This is a genomic window from Achromobacter sp. 1L-A-4-B-C2, from assembly GCF_057291955.1.
This window is the reverse complement of sequence record NZ_JBXAWP010000003.1, coordinates 1,004,644-1,024,598: the sequence shown is the minus strand read 5'-3', so window position 1 is coordinate 1,024,598 and position 19,955 is coordinate 1,004,644. Positions and strand designations below refer to the sequence as shown.

Here is a 19,955-nt window from a genome sequence, read left to right as displayed (position 1 = left end):
CCAATGCCAGGTTTTCCCATCGTCAAAAAGGGCTGTTTTCACTCGTGCGCAAGGTTCGGTGGTTGATCCTCTCTGCTGTCAGCGTGGCCGCCGGAGCCGTCCAGGCTCAAGGCAGCCAAGGTTCGACTCCCGCGGCGTCCGCAGCAACCGCGACCTCCGCGGCCCCCGTGTTGCGTACGTCGCCGGGTCTGCGCATTCACCGCCTGCCCGATGAAAGCATCCCCGCGTACCTGGAAGCCGACAGCATCGAGGGCGACCCCGATTCCGACCTGACCCTGAACGGCAGCGCGCAAGTGCGCCGCATCGATGGCGTCATCAAGGGCGACCGCATCAACTACCGCAAGGACACCGGCGAAGTCGATGTCCAGGGCAGTGCGCGCATGATGCGCGACGGCACCTTGGTGACCGGCCCCAACGCCAAGTTCAACGTCGACAAATATTCAGGCCAGGTCGAAAAGCCCAACTTCTGGATGGGCGCCACCGGCGGCTTCGCCGTTGCCGAACACGCCGACATCTTCAGCAAGTCGCAGATGCGGCTGCATACGGTCACGTACAGCGGCTGCTCGTGCGAAACGCCGTCCTGGTACATCAAGGCCAACACCGTCGACATCGATTTCGACGAAAACGAAGGCGTGGCGCGCAACGGCGTGCTGTATTTCAAGGACGTGCCGATCCTGGCGTCGCCCTACATGACCTTCCCGGTCAAGAAAGAACGCAAGTCGGGCTTCCTGATGCCGACGTATGGCACCACCAGCCAGGGCGGCTTCGACATTTCGCTGCCGTACTACCTGAACCTGGCGCCCAACTACGACATGACGGTCCAGCCGCGCTACTTTTCCAAGCGCGGCATGCAGCTGGGCGGCGAATTCCGCTACCTGGGCTCGTCCTATCTGGGCACCCTGGACGGCACCTACCTGCCTAACGACAACGTCACCAGCGAAGACCGCTGGATGTACTGGTGGCGCCACCAGCAGACGTTCTCGCACGGCTTCTACGCCGACTGGGACATCGCCAAGGTTTCTGACGACGACTACTTCCGCGACATCTCGCAGCTGGGCCTGAACCAGGCGTCGACCACCTACCTGCCGCAGCGCGGCCGCGTGGGCTGGGCCTCCAACTACTGGAGCACGTACGCACAGGTCTACAAGTACCAGACGCTGCAGGATCCGGACGCGCCGCTGGTGCCGCCGTACGACAAGGAACCCGAGTTGTACCTGCGCGGTGCGCGCTATGACTGGGGCGGTTTCGACGTTGACTGGACGTCTACCGCCGTGCGTTTCCGCCGTCCCGATTTCGGCTCGACCGTTCGCTACCCTGATGGTGACCGCTTGCAGTCGTACCCGACGGTGTCGTACCCCATCGTGCGCCCGGGCTGGTTCATCATCCCCAAGGCGGGCGTGAACTACACCCAGTACCAGACCAAATGGTATGGCGCGGATGCGCTGGGCCTGAACGGCGGTTCGGCCGACGGCCTGCCGCGTTCGCAATCGCGCACCGTGCCGATCATGTCGCTGGACGCCGGCCTGATCTTCGAACGCGACACGTCGCTGTTCGGCAAGGCGTCCACGCAAACGCTCGAACCGCGCCTGTACTACCTGCGCGTGCCGTACCGCGACCAGTCCAAGATGCCGGTCTACGACACGTCGCTGGCCGACTTCAGCTTCTCGCAGGCCTTCGAAGAAAACATCTACACCGGCGGCTGGGACCGTATCTCGAACGCCAACCAGCTGACGGCCGCCTTGACCACGCGCTGGCTGGACGCCAATACGGGCTTCGAGCGCATGTCGCTGGCCGTGGCGCAGCGCCTGTATTTTGAAGATCAAAAGGTCACGCTGCCGGGCGAAACGCCGCGTGAAAACGTGCGGTCCGACTTCCTGGTGGGCGCCAGCGCGGCACTGACCGACACCCTGAGCACCGACGTGGCCGCTCAGTACAATCCTTACCAGAACCAGTGGTCGCGCGGCTTGGTCAGCGCACGCTGGTCGCCGCAGCGCCTGACCACGGTGGCGCTGTCGTATCGTTATCAGCGCGATCCGCAACCGGGCGTTCAGTATCAGCCCCAAGGCCAGAACCAGGTCAGCCTGGCGTTGCAATGGCCGTTCAACAAGCGTTGGTACGGCGTGGGTCGCGTGGATTATTCCTTGCGCTCCGGGCCGTCCAGCACGGTGGCCAACACGACGGAATCTCCCCGTGTCACGCAGGCCATCGCCGGCGTCGAGTACAAGGGCGATTGCTGCTGGGTGGGCCGCGTGGTCTACCAGCGCTATGCTGTATCGGCAACGGACGCGAACTCCGCTGTGTTCTTCCAGCTTGAGCTGACCGGTCTGGGTTCCCTGGGAACCGACCCGATGAACCTGCTGAACAGAAGTATCCCCGGCTACACCAGCATTACACCGCCCGTGCCGGCTGGGACCACATTTGAAAGGTATGAATGATGCGTAGGTTGCACTCTTTGCGCCGCCTGTCCGGCAGTGCGCTGTTGTTGGCCTTATGCGCCGGCCTTCCCGCCGCGCACGCGGCCGAGCCAACAGGCCGGGCCGCGAACAATGGCGCCAAGGCCGCGCCCGCCGCTCAGAAAACCACGCCGGCGCCCAAGGGCGAGCAGTTCGTGGACGGCATCGCGGCCGTGGTCGACAAGGACGTGATCACGTTGCGCGAACTGCGCGACGCGTCCATCCGCATTTCGACCGAACTGAAATCGCGCGGCATCCAGGTGCCCGACGACCAGACCTTGCAACATCAAGTGTTGCAGCGCCTGATCATGGAACGCGTGCAACGCCACGAAGCCGACCGGCTTGGCATTCGCGTGGACGATGCCCAGGTGGACCAGGCCATCCAGACCATCGCGGCGCGCAACAAGATCAGCGTGGCGCAACTGCGCGGCGAAATCGAAAAGTCAGGCACCAATTGGGATACCTACCGCAAGTCGCTGCGTGACGAGATCCGCACCGATCGCCTGCGCCAGCGCGCGGTGGATTCCACCATCGTCATTTCCGACACCGAGGTCGACGCGTTCCTGAAGGACCAGCGCCGCAACCCGGCGTTTGGCGCCGCGCCGCAAGCGCAGCAGCAGCCACAACCGCAGGCGCAGCCCGAGCCCGCGCCCGAGCAGGCCGCCGCGCCCTCGGGCCCGATGCTGTACGCGCTGGCCCAGATTCTGGTGCGCGTGCCGGAAGGCTCCACCCCCGAACAGCTGGCGGTGCTGCGCAAGAAGGCCGAAGACATCCTGGCGCGCGCCAAGCGCGGCGACGACTTCGCCAGCTTGGCGGCAGCATCGTCGGATGGCCCCGAAGCCTTGCAAGGCGGCGTGATGGGCGTGCGTCCGCTGGACGGCTGGCCCGACCTGTTCGTCAAGGCCATCGGCAATCTGCAAAAGGGCCAGGTCAGCAACCTGATCCAAAGCGGCAACGGCTTCCACATCATCAAGGTGATGGACCGCGGCACGGCCCAGCCGGCGCCTGGCCGCACCGCGCGCACGCCGGCCCCCACGCCGGCACCGCAGCCCGCCGCGCGGCCGCAAGCGCCCGCGCAGCAAGGCCCGACCAAGGTCATGCAGACCCGCGCGCGCCACATCCTGATCAAGACGTCTACCGTCATGAGCGACGAAACCGCGCGCCAGCGCCTGGAACAGGTGCGCCAGCGCCTGGTGTCGGGCGGCGCCAAGTTTGAAGACATGGCGCGCCAGTATTCGCAGGACGCCACCGCGCCGCAGGGCGGCGAACTGGGATGGCTGAACCCGGGTGAAACCGTGCCGCCGTTCGAAGCCGCCATGAACGCGCTGAAGCCGGGCGAAATCAGCCCCCCGATCCAGTCGCCCTTTGGCTGGCACCTGATTGAAGTCGAAGAACGCCGCGAACACGACGCCACCGACGACCTGGCCCGCATGAAGGCGCGCCAGATTCTGTTCGAGCGTCGCGCCCAGCCTGCTTTTGAAGACTGGCTGGAGCAATTGCGTGCTCAGGCTTACGTCGACAACCGGCTTGAAAAGCAGCAAAAGATCCAGCAGAACAACCGCTAAACGCATTACGGGCTTTTCATGTCTCAACACCAGGCGCGCAAGCGCTTCGGCCAGAACTTCCTGACCGACGAAAGCGTCGTCGAGTCCATCGTCCGGGCGGTTGGCCCCGCCCGTGACGATGCCGTGGTCGAAATCGGCCCAGGGTTATCTGCCTTGACCCGGCCGCTGCTAGAGCGTCTGGACCATCTCACCGCCGTGGAAATCGACCGCGACCTGGCCGCGCGCCTGCGCAAGCAGTTTGATGCGTCGCGCCTGACCGTGGTCGAAGCCGACGCGTTGACGGTGGATTTCTCGCAATTCGGCAGCGCGCTGCGCGTGGTGGGCAATCTGCCCTACAACATTTCCAGCCCGCTGCTGTTCCATCTGATGACGTGGGCCGACCACATCCGCGACCAGCATTTCATGTTGCAGCGCGAAGTCATCGACCGCATGGTGGCGCAAGCGGGCTCCGGCGATTTCAGCCGCTTGTCCGTGATGTTGCAGTCGCGCTATCGCATGCACAAGCTGTTCGATGTGCCGCCCGAAGCGTTCGATCCGCCGCCCAAGGTGGTGTCGGCCATTGTGCGCATGGTGCCGCTGCCGGCCGACCGCCTGCAACCGGTCAGCGTGCGTGCCTTTGAAACCGTGGTGGCGCGCGCCTTTTCGCAGCGCCGCAAGATGCTGCGTCGCGTGTTGGCCGACTGGGCGCCGCAAGTGCCCTGGGAAGCGCTGGACATTGCGCCGACCGCGCGCGCCGAGGACATTTCGGTGGACCGGTATATCCGCCTGTCGGATGCGCTGGTGGCAGCGGGCCTGCTTCAATAAGCGCAAAGCGCGGAGCGCTTCAAGCGGGCGTGGCGCGTGTCACGCAATGCAAGCGTGGCGCGTGTCACGCTATCCGCGCCACGCGCGTCACAACATGCGTTTTTGCGCGGCCATCCATAGCTGCATGACGTCGCGCGCACGCTCGGCAAGCAGCTTTTCCGCATCGGCCAGTGCTTGTTGCAACGTGATGGGGCCCGGCGCCAAGCTGAACGCGGCGCTGATGCCGCCGGCGTGCAGCGCTTCGTAGCCCTCGCCCAACGACCCCGCCAGCGCCACCACCGGCACGCCGGCCTGCTGCGCGATCTTGGCCACGCCCGCCGGGGTCTTGCCGCGCAGCGTTTGCGCGTCCATGCGGCCTTCGCCGGTGAACACCAGCGTGGCGCCTTCGATGGCGTCGGCCAGGCCGCCAAGCTCGGCCACAATTTCCACGCCCGGGCGAAAGTGCGCCTGCAAGAACGCCTTGGCCGCAAAGCCCAGACCACCCGCCGCGCCCGCGCCGGGTTCGTTGCGATGATCCACGCCCAGGTGGCGCGCGCACACATCGGCAAAATTGGACAGCATCTGGTCCAGCGCCAACACCTGTTCCGGCGTGGCGCCTTTTTGCGGCCCGAACACGTGCGATGCGCCATGCGGGCCGCACAGCGGATTGTCGACGTCTGACGCGATATCGATGTGGATCCTGGCCAGGCGCGGATCCAGTCCGCGCGTGTCGATGGCGGCCAACTTGCCCAGCGCGCCGCCACCGGGCGGCAGGCTGTTGCCGCCCGCGTCCAGCAGGCGCACGCCCAGCGCCGTCAGCATGCCGGCGCCCGCGTCGTTGGTGGCGGACCCGCCCAAGCCCAGGATGATGCGCGTGGCGCCCGCGTTCACGGCCGCCAGCATCAGCTCGCCCACACCGTGGCTGCTGGCGCGCATCGGGTCGCGCCTGGATGGCGAGATCAGTTCCAGCCCCGCCGCCGCCGCCATTTCGATCACGGCCGTGCCGTCTTCCAGCAGGCCCCACACGGCATCGACCTTGTAGCCCAGCGCGTCGTTCACCGTCAGCTGCTGTTCCTTGCCGCCGGTGGCGGCCAGCACGGCTTCGACCGTGCCTTCGCCGCCGTCGGCCATGGGCACGCATATCGTGTGGGCGCCGGGGCAGGCGGCTTTCACGCCGCGCGCAATGGCCGCCGCCGCGTCGGGGGCGGACACGCTTTCCTTGAAGGAGTCGGGAGCAATGACGATTTTCACGGGTTGGGGTCGCCTCGTAATCGGTGGGAGTCAGGGCTGGAGTAACTGCTGGAATAACTGCTGGAGCAAGGGCCATGATACCCGCGCCGACGCAGGCGGCGTACCATAGCGCTTTCGTTGTTTTTGCGAGAGTGGACCGTCATGCCTGTATTGCGCCGCACCAAAATTGTTGCCACCTTGGGCCCTTCGACTTCGACGCCCGAACGCATTGAAGCGCTGATCCGTGCGGGCCTTGACGTGGCCCGTTTGAACTTCTCGCACGGCAGCGCGGACGACCACCGCGACCGCGCGCGCCTGGTGCGCGACATTGCCGCCAAGCAGGGCCGTTTCGTCGCCATCATGGGCGACCTGCAAGGCCCCAAGATCCGTATCGCGCGCTTCACCGACAAGCTGGTGCAACTGCACGTCGGCCAGCCATTCACGCTGTCGCGCGTGCATCCCAAGGATGCGGGCACGGCCAGCATCGTCGGCATCGATTACCCGGAACTGGTCACGGATTGCCGCGTGGGCGACGAACTGCTGCTGGACGATGGCCGTGTCGTGCTGGTGGTGGACCGCGTCGAAGGCGATGAAGTCCACACCACCGTTACGGTGGGCGGCCCGCTGTCGAACAACAAGGGCATCAACCGCCGTGGCGGCGGCTTGTCCGCGCCCAGCCTCACCGACAAGGACCGCGTCGACATCAAGCTGGCGGCCGAAATGGAACTGGATTACGTGGCCGTGTCGTTCCCGCGCTATGGCAGCGACATCGACGAGGCCCGCGCCCTGTTGGCCGAGGCCGGCAGCCAGGCATGGATCATCGCCAAGATCGAACGCGCCGAAGCCGTGGCCGACGACGAAGCGCTGGACTCGCTGATTCGCGCCAGCGATGGCGTGATGGTGGCGCGCGGCGACCTTGGCGTGGAAGTGGGCGACGCCGAACTCGTCGGCATCCAGAAGCGCATCATCCAGCACGCGCGCACGCTGAATAAGGTGGTCATCACCGCGACGCAGATGATGGAATCCATGATCTCCAGCCCCATGCCCACCCGCGCCGAAGTGTCGGACGTGGCCAACGCGGTGCTGGACTACACCGACGCCGTGATGCTGTCGGCGGAAAGCGCGTCGGGCCAGTATCCCGTTGAAACCGTGCAAGCCATGGCGCGCGTTTGCCTGGGCGCGGAAAAGCACCCGACGTCCACCGTGTCGCATCACCGCATGGGCGAGACCTTCACGCGCTGCGATGAAACCATTGCGCTGGCGGCCATGTACGCGGCCAACCACTTTCCGGGCGTCAAGGCCATCATCGCCTTGACCGAAAGCGGGCACACGCCGCTGATCATGTCGCGCATTCGTTCGGGCGTGCCGATCTACTGCTACAGCCCGCACAGCCTGACGCAGAACCGCGTGGCGATGTTCCGGGGCGTCTACACCATTCCGTTCGCGCCGTCGGACTACGAACCGGCCGAACTCAGCGAGGCCGCCATCGACGAACTGCGCAAGCGCAACCTGGTCAAGACGGGCGACTGGGTCATCCTGACCAAGGGCGATTTCTACCGCGACAGCGGCGGCACCAACGGCATGAAGATCCTGCTGGTGGATTGACCCGGGCGTGCGGGGCCGCGACCCGGCCCCGCTACGCCCGCCTGGCCGGCTTTCAGCCAAAGAACCAGTAGCACACGCCGATGGCGGCCATCACGCCGGCCGCATCGGCGATCAGCGCGCAGCCCACCGCGTGGCGCGCGCGCAATATCCCCACCGACCCGAAGTACACCGCCAGCACGTAGAAGGTGGTTTCGGTGCTGCCCTGCATCACGGCCGACAGCAGGGCGGGGAAGCTGTCCACGCCGAAATGCGTCATGGTTTCCAGCATCATCGCGCGCGCCGCGCTGCCGGAAAACGGCTTGACCAGCGCGGTTGGCAGTGCGTCGACAAAGCGCGTGTCCCACCCGGCTTGCAGCGCCAGCCAGCGGATGCCGTCCAGCAGAAAATCCAGCGCGCCCGATGCGCGCAGCACCCCCACCGCGCACAGCATGGCCACCAGATACGGCAGCAGGCTCTTGGCAATGTCGAAGCCTTCCTTGGCGCCCTCGATGAACGTCTCGTAGACCGGCACCTTTTTCCAGGCGCCCACGACCAAGAACGCCAGCAGGATGCCGAACAGCGCCAGGTTGCCCATCACGGACGATAACGACGCGATGGCCGTGGCCGACATGCCGGCCAGCAGCGCCATGAAGCCGCCCATGAGCAAGGCCGCGCCGCCCAGCCACAGCATCACTACCGGGTCGGTCAGCCGCAGGCGCTGGCACACGGCCACGGCAAGAAAGCCCGCCAACGTCGACGCGCTGGTTGCCAGCAGGATGGGCAGGAATACCAGCGTGGGGTCAGCCGCGCCCTGCTGCGCGCGGAACATGAACAGCGTGACGGGCAGCAGCGTCAGCGATGACGCGTTCAGCACCAGGAACAGGATCTGCGCGTTGCTGGCGGTTTCAGGCGTGGGGTTCAGGGATTGCAGTTCGCGCATGGCGCGCAGGCCGATGGGGGTGGCGGCGTTGTCCAGCCCCAGACCGTTGGCCGCGAAGTTCAGCGTGATCAGACCGATGGCGGGGTGATTGCGCGGCACGCCGGGCATCAGGCGTGCGAACAGCGGCCCCAGCAGGCGCGCCAGCTTTTCCACCAGCCCGGCGGCTTCGGCGATACGCAGGAAGCCCAGCCACAAGGTCAGCGTGCCGAACAGCAGCACCATCACTTCGACCGACACGCGCGCCATGTCGAACAGGCTGGCCACCATCAGGCGAAAGACGTCGGGGTCTCCAATGGCCAGCCAGCGGTACAGCGCGGCGGCGGCGGCGGTCAGGAAGAAGCCCAGCCAGAGTTTGTTCAGCATGCGTGACGATGCCCGGACAGCGGTTGATTGCGCACCAGCGCGGGGACGCTCATTGTCGCAGAGTCAGCCCTGGCCAGCTTGGCCGCGCGGCGCCAATTCTGGTACTTTGGGCCGAACCGCCCTAGGGCCATAACAGTGAGGGACACTCATGGATTTCAATGCCTGGCGCCGTCGCCGCATCTCGGAACCCGCGTACCGCTGGGCGCGCAACGCCTTGCCCCCCATGTCGGCCACCGAGCGCGAGGCCATCGAGGCCGGAGACACCTGGTGGGACGCCGACCTGTTCACCGGCAACCCCAACTGGCGCAAGCTGCTGGACGTGCCCGCCGCCACCCTCACCCCCGAAGAGCAGGCCTTTATCGATGGCCCCGTGGCGCAGCTGTGCACGATGCTGGACGAATGGGACATCACCTGGAACCGGCGCGACCTGCCACCGCAAGTCTGGAGCTTTCTGAAATCGCAGCGCTTTTTCGGCATGATCATTCCGCGCCGCTATGGCGGGCTGGGCTTTTCCCCGTACGCGCATTCCGAAGTGGTGCGCCGCATATCGGCCTATTCCATCACGGCGGGCGTGACCGTCATGGTGCCCAATTCACTGGGCCCCGGCGAACTGCTGATGCAGTTCGGCACGCCCGCGCAGCGTGATTACTGGTTGCCGCGCCTGGCCGATGGCCGCGAGGTGCCGTGCTTCGGGCTGACCAGCCCCGAGGCGGGCTCGGATGCCGCGTCCATGGTGGACACGGGCGTCGTCTGCCGCCAGGTGGTCGATGGCCGCGAACTGATCGGTATCCGGCTCAACTGGCACAAGCGCTACATCACGCTGGGGCCGGTGGCCACGGTGCTGGGGCTGGCGTTCAAGATGTCAGACCCCGACGGCATTCTGGGCGGCCCGGCAGACATCGGCATTTCGGTGGCGCTGGTGCCCACCGAGGCGCCGGGCGTGGAAATCGGCCGACGCCATCTGCCGGCCATGCAGGTGTTTCAGAACGGCCCGAACAAAGGGCGCGATGTGTTCGTGCCGCTGGATGCGCTGATCGGCGGCGAGGCCCGCGCCGGCCAGGGCTGGAAGATGCTGATGAGCGCCTTGGCCGCCGGGCGCGGCATTTCGCTGCCGTCGCTGTCGGCCGCTGCCGCCGTCATGTGCGCGCACACCACCGGCATGTACGCGCGGGTGCGTGAGCAGTTCGGCATCCCCATCGGCAAGTTCGAAGGCGTGCAGGAACAGTTGGCCCGGCTGGCGGGCAACGCCTATCTGGTCGAGGCGGCGCGCCGCCTGACCTGCGCCGCGCTGAACCAGGATGTAAAGCCGGCCGTTGTGTCCGGCATCATGAAATACCACGCCACCGAGCGCATGCGCGATTCGGTCAACGCCGCGATGGACGTGCACGCGGGCCGCGCGGTCATCGACGGCCCCAGCAACTACCTGGGCGCGCTGTACCGCGCGGTGCCCATCGCCATCACGGTCGAAGGCGCCAACATCCTGACGCGCAACCTCATCATCTTCGGGCAGGGCGCCATCCGCGCGCATCCCTATCTGATGCCGGAAATGCTGGCGCTGGCCAACCCCGACGAAGAACGCGGTATCGAGGTGTTCCATGACGTATTCTGGCGCCATCTGCGGCACGCCGGCAAGAACACGCTGCGTGCGATCGGGCGCGCCTGGTCGGGCGCCTTGCTGGCGCCGTCGCCGGTGTCCGGCCCTACGGCCGGGCACTACCGGCGGCTGGGACGCTATGCGTCCGGTTTTGCGCTGTTGGCCGACGCTACGTTGGCGCAATTGGGTGGCGGGCTGAAGCGGCGCGAAATGATCTCGGCGCGGCTGGGCGATGTGTTGTCGCAGCTTTACCTGCTGTCGGCGGTGCTCAAGCGTTGGGAAGACGAAGGCCGCAAGCACGACGATCTGCCGCTGGTGCATTGGTGCATGGAACAAGGCTACGCCAGCATCGAGAAAAGCCTGGACGACGTGCTGCGCAACCTGCCGGGCCGCGTGCTGGCGTGGGGCCTGCGCGCCGCCATCCTGCCGTGGCGCCTGGCACGCGGGCCGAACGACGCCCTGACGCGCGCCTGCGCAGACCTGCTGTTGAAGCCATCACCTACGCATGACCGGCTGGCGGCCGATCTGCATCGCGAGCCGGGCAGCGGCGCGGGGGCTGGCGTACTGCTGGGGGGCGGCCGCGCGGGCAGCGACCCCTTGGCGGATCTGACCCGCGCCTTCGCGCTGGTTGAAGCGGTGCAGCCCATCCGCGACCGCCTGCGCCAGTCGAACGTGCGCAATTGGCGCCAGGCGCATCAGCTGGGCGCCATCACGGACGCCCAGGCCGCGCAGCTGGAGGCGGCGGACGCGATGGTGTCCAAGGTCTTGCAGGTGGATGATTTTGCGCCGCAAGAGCTGTCGCCCCAGGCGGCAAGCCCTGATTCGACGTCCGCTTCCGAACAGGCCCCGGAACCCGACGCTTAGTCGTCGGCGTTCGGATCCATGCCCGGAAACAGGATTTCAGTGAAGCCGAACTTCGTGAAATCCTGAATGCGCGATGGGTACAGGCGGCCGATCAGGTGGTCGCATTCGTGCTGCACCACGCGGGCATGAAAGTCTTCGGCTTCGCGCTCGATCAACTGGCCATACGGGTCGCGGCCGCTGTAGCGGATGTGGCGATAGCGCGGCACCAGCCCGCGCAGGCCGGGCACCGACAGGCAGCCTTCCCAGCCGTCTTCCATCTCGTCCGACAGCGGCGTGATGACCGGGTTGCACAAGATGGTCTGCGGCACGGGGGGCGCGTCGGGATAGCGGTCGTTGCGGTCAAAGCCGAAGATCACCAATTGCAGGTCCACGCCGATCTGCGGCGCCGCCAGCCCCACGCCTTGCGCGGCCGCCATGGTTTCAAACATGTCGTCGATCAGGGCGTGCAGCTCGGGCGTGTCGAATGTATCGACGGGTGGGGCCACGCGCAGCAGGCGCGGGTCGCCCATTTTCAGGATGGGGTGGATCATGGCGGTACGCGTCAGTCCTGACGGCCTTTCTTCTGGATGAACTCGATCTTGTAGCCGTCCGGGTCTTCCACAAAGGCGATCACGGTCTTGCCGTGCTTCATCGGGCCGGCTTCGCGGGTGACCTTGCCGCCGCGTTCCTTGACCTTGTCACAGGCTTCGTAGGCGTTGTCCACTTCCAGCGCGATGTGGCCGTAGCCGTTGCCCAGGTCGTACTTTTCGGTGTCCCAGTTGTGGGTCAGTTCGATGACCGCGCCTTCGGATTCGTCTTGATAACCCACGAAGGCCAGCGTGAACTTGCCTTCCGGGTAGTCGTTGCGGCGCAGCACGCGCATGCCGAGCACGTTGGTGTAGAAATCGATGGATTTATCAAGGTTGCCGACTCGCAGCATGGTGTGGAGCATACGCATGGAGATCTTCCTTAGGCGATGAGGGGTTGTGGCAGGAACCCGGGGTTGCCCGAGTGTTGCCGCGTAATGCCGATGTCGCGCAGTGCGCCGCCCATGGCGGCGACCGCCTGCCGCATCTGGTCCGCGCCAAAGGCGCCGATGCAGCCGACCCGGAACGTGGGTTGTTCGGTGTTGAAGAAATTACTGAGCACGTAGCCGCGCGCCTTCAGGGCGTCCACGAACAATTGCAGATGCCAGTTCGGGGAATCCGGCGCATGCACGTTGACGACGATGGGGCCTTGCAGATCGCGCGATAGGTAGGGCGTCAGGCCCAGTTCGCTGACGCCATCATAAAGCGTGCGCATGTTGGCCGTGTAACGCGCCAGCCGCGCCTCGCGGCCTTCCTGGCGGTACAGGTCCAGCGCCACGGCCAGCGCCGCCAGCGTGGGTGCGGGCGGCGTGAAGCGCGGGCCGGCATTGGGCGCCAGCGTGTGTTGATAGATGTCGGCCAGGTCCAGCGACCAGCTGCCCGCGTTGCCGCGCGCGGCCTCCAGGCGGTCGCGGCGGGCCACGACGAACGCGGCGCCGGGCAGCCCTTCCAGGCATTTATTGGCCGTCAGCACCACGGCATCCACGGCGGGCAGGGAGGAGACATCCAGCGGCAACGCGCCGAAGGCGGATACCGCGTCGACGATGACGCGGCGGCCCAGCGCGTGGGCAATGCGCGCCAACGCCGGCACGTCGTGGCAGATGCCGCTGCCCGTTTCGCTATAGACCAGCGCCAGGTGCGTCAGCGTGGGGTCTTGTTCCAGCGCGGCGGCCACGGCGGCCGGGTCCAGGCGTTCGGTGGCGCCCACCGCCAGCGGCACGGCGATGCGTCCGGCGTCGCTGGCCAACTTTTGCAGGCGGGCCGCGTACGCGCCAGTGGACGGCGCCAGCAGGCGGCCGCCGGGCGGCACGAAGGTGCGCACGGCGGCTTCCACCGCAAAGTGGCCGCAGCCGGGCAGCGCCAGCGCCACGTGCTCGTCGGCCAAGCCCTGGGCCACCTGCAAGACGCCGTCGCAGACCTGTCGGTAGGCTGCGCGGAAATCGTTGTCCCACGGCGCGTAGTCTTGCGCCATGGCGGCCTTCACCCGCGCGTCGGTCGTGACCGGGCCAGGAATCAGCAGCAACATTGTCTTGTCTCCAGTGCGCCTCAGAACTGAGGCAGCGAAGCGGGGTCGTGGCGCCGCAGGACGTTCTTGGCGTCTTCGAAGTCGGGAAGGATCTGGCCGACTTCGCGCCAGAAGTCCTGACTGTGGTTCATCTCGCGCAGATGCGCAAGCTCGTGCGCGATGACGTAGTCGATGATGCCGGGCGCGAAATGGATCAGGCGCCAGTTCAGCATGATGTTGCCGTCGCTGGTGCAGGAGCCCCAGCGCGTGGCGGCGGACGACAGTCGCCAGCGGCGGATCTTCAAGCCGCTGATTTGCAGGAAGTGCGCCAGCCGCGCGCCGAACCAGGCGCCCGCGCGCTGCTGTAGCCAGGCTTGCGCGGCGTCGCGGATGCGGCTTTGGTCGGCCGTGGACGGCAGCGCCAGCCACAGCGTGTCGCCGTCCTCGGGCGCGTCGGCATCGCCCGACAGGCGCGACTGGCGGCTGTCGCCGCCTACGCCGATCAGGATGCGCTTGCCCAGGTAAGGCAGTTCGCCGCCCGCCTGCCAGCGCGTGTGCGCCATGGCCAGCTGCTGCTTGCGAGCGTGCCATTCGCGCAGCTTGGTGACGATCCAGCGCGCTTTCTCGCGGACCGCGTCGTCAATCTGCGTCAGCGTGACCCAGCTGGGCGCGGTGACCCGCAGGCCGTCGTCGGTGATGACAAAGCCAATGCTGCGCCGGCGCGAACGCAGCAGCACGAAGCCGATGGGTTGTTGGTCGGTGGGAATTTCGCGCCAGCGCGCGCCGGGCGGCAGCGGGTCGGGGCAGGGCGTGGGCACGCGCGAGGCGGCATTGGGCGACAGCGTCAGCAGCGGCTCGCCCTTGCCGGCATCGCCTTGAGAGGCGTCGGGGAACAAGTTCACCGGTGTGACAGGCTGGGGCTGGGGCTGAGGCTGCGGTTCAAGCCTGGGCTGCGGCCGCGGCTTCGGCGTGGCGATCAGCGGCGACGCGCCGTGGGGCGCGTCGTGTTCTTGCATGTCGAACAAGAGTTCGAGCTGATCAGTGCTGGGCATACCTTTCAGGATTCAGACGCCGCATTTCCCCTTCGATCCATTCCTGAACCTTCTGGTTCAGTTCGTCGGGGGAGAGTCCTTTGGATTCTATCGCGGGACCGATCGACAGGGTGACCAGCCCCGGATATTTGACGAAAGCGTTGCGCCGCCAGCACTCGCCGGCGTTGTGCGCCACCGGAATAACCACCGCGCCGGTGCGCGAGGCCAGCAGCGCTCCGCCCATCTTGAAGCGCGCCGTCTTGCCCGGCGGCACGCGCGTGCCCTCGGGAAACAGCAGCGGCCAGCGGCCTTCGTCCATGCGCGTCTGGCCCTGCTTGACCACCTGGTCGAAGGCGTCGCGGCCCTTCGAGCGGTCAATGGCAATCATGCGCAGCAGCGCCAGGCCCCAACCGAAGAACGGCACCATGTGCAGTTCTTTCTTGTAGACGAAGCACACTTCGCGCGGCATGTGCGCGGGAAAGAACAGCGTTTCCCAGGCCGACTGGTGCTTGGACAGGATCACCGCCGGGCCGTCGGGCAGGTTTTCCCAGCCCTTGACCTGCCAGCGGATACCGCAGAACACCTTGGCGCCCCAGATGGCCAGGCGCGGCCAGCCCACCGTCAGCTTGTAGCGCCAATGCAGCGGCAGCGGCGCCCACAGGATGCACAGGAACGCGTAGGGAATGACCGTGATGGCCAGGAACAGGAAATACAGCAGCGAACGTAGCCGGGCCATTGAATCAATTGTCCTGAAGCAGAATGTCGACCACGGCCGACAGGTCTTCGCAGACCCGGGTGTTCTCGGGCAGGCCGCCCTTGGCCAGCGTCTTCTTGCCGTTGCCGGTGTGCACCAACCACGGCGCGCAGCCCACGGCCGCCGACGCTTGCAGATCGCGCAGCGAATCGCCCACCGCCGGCACGCCGGCCAGGCTGATGTCGTAGCGATGGCCGATCTGTTCGAACAGGCCCGGGCGCGGCTTGCGGCAGGTGCAGTTGTCATCCGGCCCGTGCGGGCACAGGAACACGGCGTCGATCGTGCCGCCCACGGCGGCCAGTTCGCGCCGCATCTTGGTGTGGATGGCGGTCAGCGTGTCCATGTCGAACAGGCCGCGCGCCAGGCCCGACTGGTTGCTGGCCACCACCACTTTCCAGTCGGCCTGCGTCAGCCGCGCAATGGCTTGCAGGCTGCCGGGCAGGGCGATCCATTCGTCGGGATTCTTGACGAACGCATCGCTGTCCTGATTGATGACGCCGTCGCGGTCTAGGATGATCAGTTTCACTGTGCCAGCCTGGAAATGTCGGCCACCTGGTTCATCAGGCCATGCAGCTGGCTCAACAACGCCAGCCGGTTGGCGCGCACGGCCGGGTCTTCGGCCATGACCATGACGTCGGCAAAGAAGGCGTCCACCGGTTCGCGGGCTTGCGCCAGCGTGGACAGGCTGCCGGCAAAGTCGCCGGCGGCCAACTGGGCTTCGGCTTGCGGGCGCAGCGTGGCGACCGTGGCGGCCAAGGCCTTTTCAGCCGGTTCCACCAGCGCGGCGTCGTTCACCGAACCGATCTCGCCCTCGGCCTTTTTCAGCAGGTTGCCGATACGCTTGTTGGCGGCGGCCAGGCTGGCGGCTTCGGGCAGTTGCGCGAATGCGGCGGCGGCGCGCACGCGTTCGGCCACCTGATGCAGCGGCGGCGTCAGCGCAATCACGGCTTCCACCGCGTTGCGGTCGAAGTCGTTGATGAGCTGGTTGCGATAGCGCTCGTAGATGAAGGTGCGCACTTCGGCCAGCGTGTCGGCCGGAATCTTCCCGGCGGGGAAGGTGCCGGCGGCCAGGGTCAACAGGCCGTCGAGCGACAGCGGGCCGTCCTGGCTGACCTTCAGCCAGCCGCCGGCCGCCAGTTGTTCAAACGCGCTGATTAGGCCCAGCGCCGCGCGGCGCAGGCCGAAGGGGTCGCGCTCGCCCGTGGGCGCCAGGCCGATGGCCCAGATGCCGACCATCGTTTCCACGCGCTCGGCGATGAACAGCGTGGCGGCGGTCAGCGTGTCTGGCGTGACGGGGGCGTCGTAGCGGTTGCGGTATTGCGTGCGCAGCGCTTGCACGACGCTGTCCGGCTCACCATCGCCGGCTGCGTAGTAAGCGCCCATGATGCCTTGCAGCTCGGGGAATTCGCCCACCATGTTCGAACCCAGGTCGGCCTTGGCCAGCATGGCGGCGCGGTCGGCGGCGGCAACGTCGCCGCCCAGTTGCTCGGCCACGCCACGCGCGATGGCGCGCACGCGTTCGACGCGTTCAAGCTGGGTGCCCAGCTTGTTGTGATAAACGATGGAACCCAGCTGCTCCACGCGCGAAGCCAGCGGCGTCTTGCGATCGGTTTCGAAGAAGAACTGCGCATCCGCCAGGCGCGGACGCACCACGCGCTGGTTGCCTTCGACGATATTCACCGGGTTGTCCGTGTGCATGTTGCTCACGATCAGGAAGCGGTGCGTCAGGCGGCCGGTGGCCGGGTCGAATAGCGGGAAATACTTCTGGTTCAGCCGCATGGTCAGGATCAGGCATTCCTGCGGCACTTGCAGGAACTGCTCTTCAAACTGGCCCACGTACACGGTGGGGTGTTCGACCAGCGCCGTCACTTCGTCCAGCAGCGCGGCCACTTCCGGGTCATCGCCCAGCGTGGCCGACAGGCGGCCGGCGTGGTCCAGCAACTGACGCTGGATCTCATCGCGGCGGCCTTCGAAGGACGCCACGACGCGGCCTTTTTCCGCCAGCGTGGCGGCGTAGGAATCGGCATCGGCAAACGAGACCGGGCCGGCGGACATGAAGCGGTGGCCCAGCGTGTCGCGGCCGGCCTGCATGCCCAGCGTGGACACGGGCACCACGTCGGCGCCGAACAGGGCGACCAGGCCATGCGCCGGGCGCACGAACTTGACGGTGGTGACGCCGTCGGCCAGCTGATAGCGCATCACCTTGGGAATCGGCAGGCTGTTCAACGCCGTGTCGATGCCTTCCTGCAAACCGGCAGCCAGCGACGAACCGGTGGCGGTGCCGCGGGCAACCAGGTAGTCCTGCTTGCCGTCGGATTCGCGGTCCAGCGTGGACAGGTCTATGTTTTCCAGGCCCTTGGCGGCCAGCTTCTTTTGCAGTGCGGGCGTGGCCTTGCCGTCTTCGGTCAGGCCGATCTTGGCGGGCATCAGCTTTTCGGCATAGGGCTGGTCGGGCGCCTGCTCCAGCACGGCGGACAGATGCACGGCCAGGCGGCGCGGCGTGGAATACGCGGTCACGGCGCAGCCGTCGGCCAACAGGCCGTGGCGTTCCAGCGTGGCGCGCACGCCTTCGGCAAAGGCCTGGCCCAGCTTTTGCAGGGCCTTGGGCGGCAGTTCTTCGGTCAGCAGTTCGACCAGCAGGGGGCGGATGTTCGTCGTCATTTATGCAGCCTCCCCGGCGGCCTGGTTGCGGCGCAGCATGGGAAAGCCCAGTCGTTCGCGGGAATCGAAATAAGCCTGCGCGACGGCGCGCGACAGGTTGCGGATGCGGCCGATGTAGGCGGCGCGCTCGGTCACGCTGATCGCGCCGCGCGCGTCCAGCATGTTGAAGGTGTGCGCGGCTTTCAGCGCGGCCTCGTAGGCCGGCAGCGCCAGGGGCACTTCCATCAGGCGCTTGGCCTCGGCTTCGTAGTCGTTGAAGTGCGCAAACAGCATGTCGGCCGACGAGTGCTCGAAGTTGTAGGTCGACTGCTCGACCTCGTTCTGGTGGAACACGTCGCGGTACAGCACGCGGTTGCCGTTGGCGCCTTCGGTCCAGACCAGGTCGTAGACGCTTTGCACCTCTTGCAGGTACATGGCCAAGCGTTCCAGGCCGTAGGTGATTTCGCCGGTGGTGGGGGTGCAATCCAGCCCGCCCACCTGCTGGAAGTACGTGAATTGCGTCACTTCCATGCCGTTCAGCCAGACCTCCCAGCCCAGGCCCCAGGCGCCCAGCGTGGGGTTTTCCCAGTCGTCTTCCACAAAGCGGATGTCGTGTTGGGTGGGGTCGATGCCCAGCGCCTTCAGCGAACCGATGTACAGGTCCAGGATGTCGGGCGGCGCGGGCTTGAGCACCACCTGGTATTGGTAATAGTGCTGGAGACGATTGGGGTTTTCGCCGTAGCGGCCATCCTTGGGGCGGCGCGAGGGCTGTACGTAGGCGGCGCGCCACGGCTCCGGGCCGATCGCGCGCAGGAACGTGGCCGTGTGCGAGGTACCGGCGCCGACTTCCATGTCGTAGGGTTGCAGCAGGGCGCAACCCTGCTTGTCCCAGTATTCCTGGAGCGTAAGGATGATTTGCTGAAAGGTGAGCATAGGATTCTTGGAATTCGACCGCCGGGCAAGGCCTGCCGTGGGCGTGGGAAACCGGGCATTTTAACTGGCCCGGGGCCGTCCCGTTTGGCGGGCGCCGCCGCGCGGTTACATCTATGTCCGGACGGCATCCCCCGGCCGGGCCAGGTGTGCCCCTGGCGGACGCTTGGGGGCGGCCTCGCTGCGCCTGCAAACCAATGGTCGTATGATTCCGGGTTACGTCCCAAGTCTTATATAAAACCCGGAACCCGATTCCGAGAAATCCCGGAAGGAGCAGTCCTATGTCAGACCTGATCACGGTGGAAGTCACCGACGGCATCCAGATCATCACGATCAACCGCCCCGAAGCCAAGAACGCCATCAACCTGGAAACCGCCCAGGCCATGGCCGCCGCGCTGGACCAGCTGGACAGCCGCGACGACATCCGCATCGGCATCCTGACGGGTGGCGGCGGCACGTTCTCGTCGGGCATGGACTTGAAGGCATTCGCCAAATCCGGGCAGCGCCCCTACGTTGAAGGCCGTGGTTTTGCCGGCCTGAACGAACGCCCGCCCAAGAAGCCGCTGATCGCCGCCGTGGAAGGCTACGCGCTGGCCGGTGGCTGCGAAATGGCCTTGGCTTCCGACCTGATCGTGGCCGCCAACAACGCCAAATTCGGCCTGCCTGAAGTCAAGCGCGGCCTGGTGGCCGGCGCCGGCGGCATGCTGCGCCTGCCGCGCCGCCTGCCGTACCACATCGCCATGGAAGTGATCTTGACGGGCGAAATGCTGACGGCTGAACGCGCTTACTCGTTCGGCCTGGTCAACCGCCTGACCGAGCCGGGCGGCGCATTGGCCGGCGCGCTGGAACTGGCGCGCGCCATTGTTGAAAACGGCCCGCTGGCCGTGCAGACCGCCAAGAGCATCGTGTCGCAGGCCGTTGATTGGGAACAGGACGGCATGTTCGACCGCCAACGCCCGTTGATCGCCCATATCTTTTCGTCGGCCGACGCCAAGGAAGGCGCCACCGCTTTCGCTGAAAAGCGCAAGCCGGTCTGGCAAGGCAAGTAATGAGTATCTCCGGCCGCCTTTCAAGGCGGCCGGGCAACAATAACGATCTGTGCTCCCTTGTGGTTAGCTTCACCCGCCAGCCGCGTTTTCAATATCCAGTTTTCC

The 19,955-nt window shown here is 66.4% G+C and carries 16 protein-coding genes; 6 read left to right on the top strand and 10 right to left on the bottom strand.

Going from position 1 to position 19,955, the window contains the following annotated elements; genetic code table 11:
- The first annotated feature begins 44 nt into the window (after window positions 1–44).
- Genes AC0Z35_RS18125 through rsmA form a run of 3 tightly spaced genes read left to right on the top strand, consistent with a single transcriptional unit; the run spans window position 45 to window position 4,822 of the window.
- Window positions 45–2,435: an LPS-assembly protein LptD gene (locus AC0Z35_RS18125; protein ID WP_485132182.1), complete on the top strand. Its 2,391-nt coding sequence runs from the start codon at window positions 45–47 to the stop codon at window positions 2,433–2,435.
- Window positions 2,432–4,018, top strand: coding sequence for a peptidylprolyl isomerase (locus tag AC0Z35_RS18120; RefSeq protein ID WP_120153903.1), 1,587 nt, complete (start codon window positions 2,432–2,434; stop codon window positions 4,016–4,018). Before AC0Z35_RS18125 ends, AC0Z35_RS18120 begins: the two co-directional genes overlap by 4 nt.
- Window positions 4,019–4,036: 18 nt before the next feature.
- Window positions 4,037–4,822 carry a 16S rRNA (adenine(1518)-N(6)/adenine(1519)-N(6))-dimethyltransferase RsmA gene (gene rsmA, locus AC0Z35_RS18115; protein WP_046806500.1) on the top strand — a complete coding sequence of 262 codons (786 nt, stop codon included), beginning with the start codon at window positions 4,037–4,039 and terminating at the stop codon, window positions 4,820–4,822.
- Window positions 4,823–4,909: 87 nt separating this feature from the next.
- Here the strand turns inward: rsmA and AC0Z35_RS18110 are convergent, their stop codons facing one another.
- Entirely contained in the window at window positions 4,910–6,052 is a 1,143-nt protein-coding gene (locus AC0Z35_RS18110) for a glycerate kinase (protein ID WP_485132183.1), read from the bottom strand.
- 141 nt (window positions 6,053–6,193) lie between these two features.
- On the opposite strand from AC0Z35_RS18110, the gene pyk reads away from it, so the two are divergent.
- Window positions 6,194–7,636, top strand: a complete 1,443-nt coding sequence (gene pyk / locus AC0Z35_RS18105) for a pyruvate kinase (protein ID WP_046806498.1) — start codon at window positions 6,194–6,196, stop codon at window positions 7,634–7,636.
- A 52-nt stretch (window positions 7,637–7,688) separates the two neighbouring features.
- On the opposite strand, the gene AC0Z35_RS18100 is transcribed toward pyk, so the two are convergent.
- A complete protein-coding gene (locus tag AC0Z35_RS18100) occupies window positions 7,689–8,918 on the bottom strand; it encodes a nucleoside recognition domain-containing protein (RefSeq protein WP_485132184.1) in 1,230 nt (409 codons plus the stop codon).
- Window positions 8,919–9,066: 148 nt separating this feature from the next.
- Between AC0Z35_RS18100 and AC0Z35_RS18095 the strand changes: the two genes are divergently transcribed.
- Window positions 9,067–11,376 (top strand): acyl-CoA dehydrogenase, encoded by a 2,310-nt coding sequence (locus AC0Z35_RS18095; protein WP_046806496.1) that lies wholly within the window; start codon window positions 9,067–9,069, stop codon window positions 11,374–11,376.
- Here the strand turns inward: AC0Z35_RS18095 and def are convergent.
- The 8 genes from def to glyQ are packed head-to-tail and all read right to left on the bottom strand — an operon-like array spanning window position 11,373 to window position 18,804.
- Window positions 11,373–11,906, bottom strand: a complete 534-nt coding sequence (def, locus tag AC0Z35_RS18090; RefSeq protein WP_485132185.1) for a peptide deformylase — start codon at window positions 11,904–11,906, stop codon at window positions 11,373–11,375. The two genes, AC0Z35_RS18095 and def, sit on opposite strands and share 4 nt — an antisense overlap.
- Before the next feature lie 11 nt (window positions 11,907–11,917).
- Window positions 11,918–12,313: a lactoylglutathione lyase gene (gene gloA / locus AC0Z35_RS18085; RefSeq protein ID WP_046806494.1), complete on the bottom strand. Its 396-nt coding sequence runs from the start codon at window positions 12,311–12,313 to the stop codon at window positions 11,918–11,920.
- 11 nt (window positions 12,314–12,324) lie between these two features.
- Window positions 12,325–13,467 carry a 2-aminoethylphosphonate--pyruvate transaminase gene (locus AC0Z35_RS18080; RefSeq protein ID WP_485132186.1) on the bottom strand — a complete coding sequence of 381 codons (1,143 nt, stop codon included), beginning with the start codon at window positions 13,465–13,467 and terminating at the stop codon, window positions 12,325–12,327.
- Window positions 13,468–13,487: 20 nt separating this feature from the next.
- The gene (locus AC0Z35_RS18075; RefSeq protein ID WP_319305469.1) at window positions 13,488–14,498 is read right to left on the bottom strand and encodes a M48 family metallopeptidase; all 1,011 of its coding nucleotides are present in this window, start codon (window positions 14,496–14,498) and stop codon (window positions 13,488–13,490) included.
- On the bottom strand, window positions 14,485–15,213 hold the full coding sequence (locus AC0Z35_RS18070; RefSeq protein ID WP_046806492.1) for a lysophospholipid acyltransferase family protein: 729 nt from the start codon (window positions 15,211–15,213) through the stop codon (window positions 14,485–14,487). Before AC0Z35_RS18070 ends, AC0Z35_RS18075 begins: the two co-directional genes overlap by 14 nt.
- A gap of 4 nt (window positions 15,214–15,217) precedes the next feature.
- Window positions 15,218–15,757 (bottom strand): D-glycero-beta-D-manno-heptose 1,7-bisphosphate 7-phosphatase, encoded by a 540-nt coding sequence (gmhB, locus tag AC0Z35_RS18065; RefSeq protein WP_046806491.1) that lies wholly within the window; start codon window positions 15,755–15,757, stop codon window positions 15,218–15,220.
- Complete coding sequence (gene glyS / locus AC0Z35_RS18060; RefSeq protein WP_485132187.1) at window positions 15,754–17,892, bottom strand: glycine--tRNA ligase subunit beta; 2,139 nt, start codon at window positions 17,890–17,892, stop codon at window positions 15,754–15,756. Before glyS ends, gmhB begins: the two co-directional genes overlap by 4 nt.
- A complete protein-coding gene (gene glyQ, locus AC0Z35_RS18055) occupies window positions 17,893–18,804 on the bottom strand; it encodes a glycine--tRNA ligase subunit alpha (protein WP_485132188.1) in 912 nt (303 codons plus the stop codon). It lies immediately after the preceding gene.
- Between the two features lie 278 nt (window positions 18,805–19,082).
- Between glyQ and AC0Z35_RS18050 the strand changes: the two genes are divergently transcribed.
- A complete protein-coding gene (locus tag AC0Z35_RS18050; RefSeq protein WP_046806488.1) occupies window positions 19,083–19,850 on the top strand; it encodes a crotonase/enoyl-CoA hydratase family protein in 768 nt (255 codons plus the stop codon).
- Window positions 19,851–19,955: the final 105 nt, after the last annotated feature.